The organism is Halomonas sp. SIMBA_159, assembly GCF_046536035.1.
GTDB classification, from domain to species: Bacteria; Pseudomonadota; Gammaproteobacteria; order Pseudomonadales; family Halomonadaceae; genus Vreelandella; species Vreelandella venusta_A.
This window is the reverse complement of the sequence record NZ_JAWJBT010001670.1, coordinates 1-234: the sequence shown is the minus strand read 5'-3', so window position 1 is coordinate 234 and position 234 is coordinate 1. Positions and strand designations below refer to the sequence as shown.

Below are 234 nucleotides of genomic sequence, written 5' to 3'. Positions count from 1 at the left end.
CCATTTGAGAAATCGTTAATCCGGCACCAAACAATAAACCGGCAATAAGAGCAATTAACATCTGCATACCCTTACACTCCTGACAGATGGCGAACAACAAACACCACAACAACAGCGACCAACATGAAGGTTGCTGTTGCGACAATAGATCGGGGAGATAGACGCCCGATACCGCAAATACCGTGTCCGCTGGTACAGCCAGACCCTAATCTTGTTCCGACACCAACCAGCAGC

The 234-nt window shown here is 48.7% G+C and carries 1 protein-coding gene; it reads right to left on the bottom strand.

The window, feature by feature from the left end:
- Positions 1-71: 71 nt before the first annotated feature.
- Positions 72-234 (bottom strand): YeeE/YedE family protein (locus R0J87_RS24885; protein ID WP_498889705.1); only part of this gene is annotated, 163 nt, incomplete at its 5' end.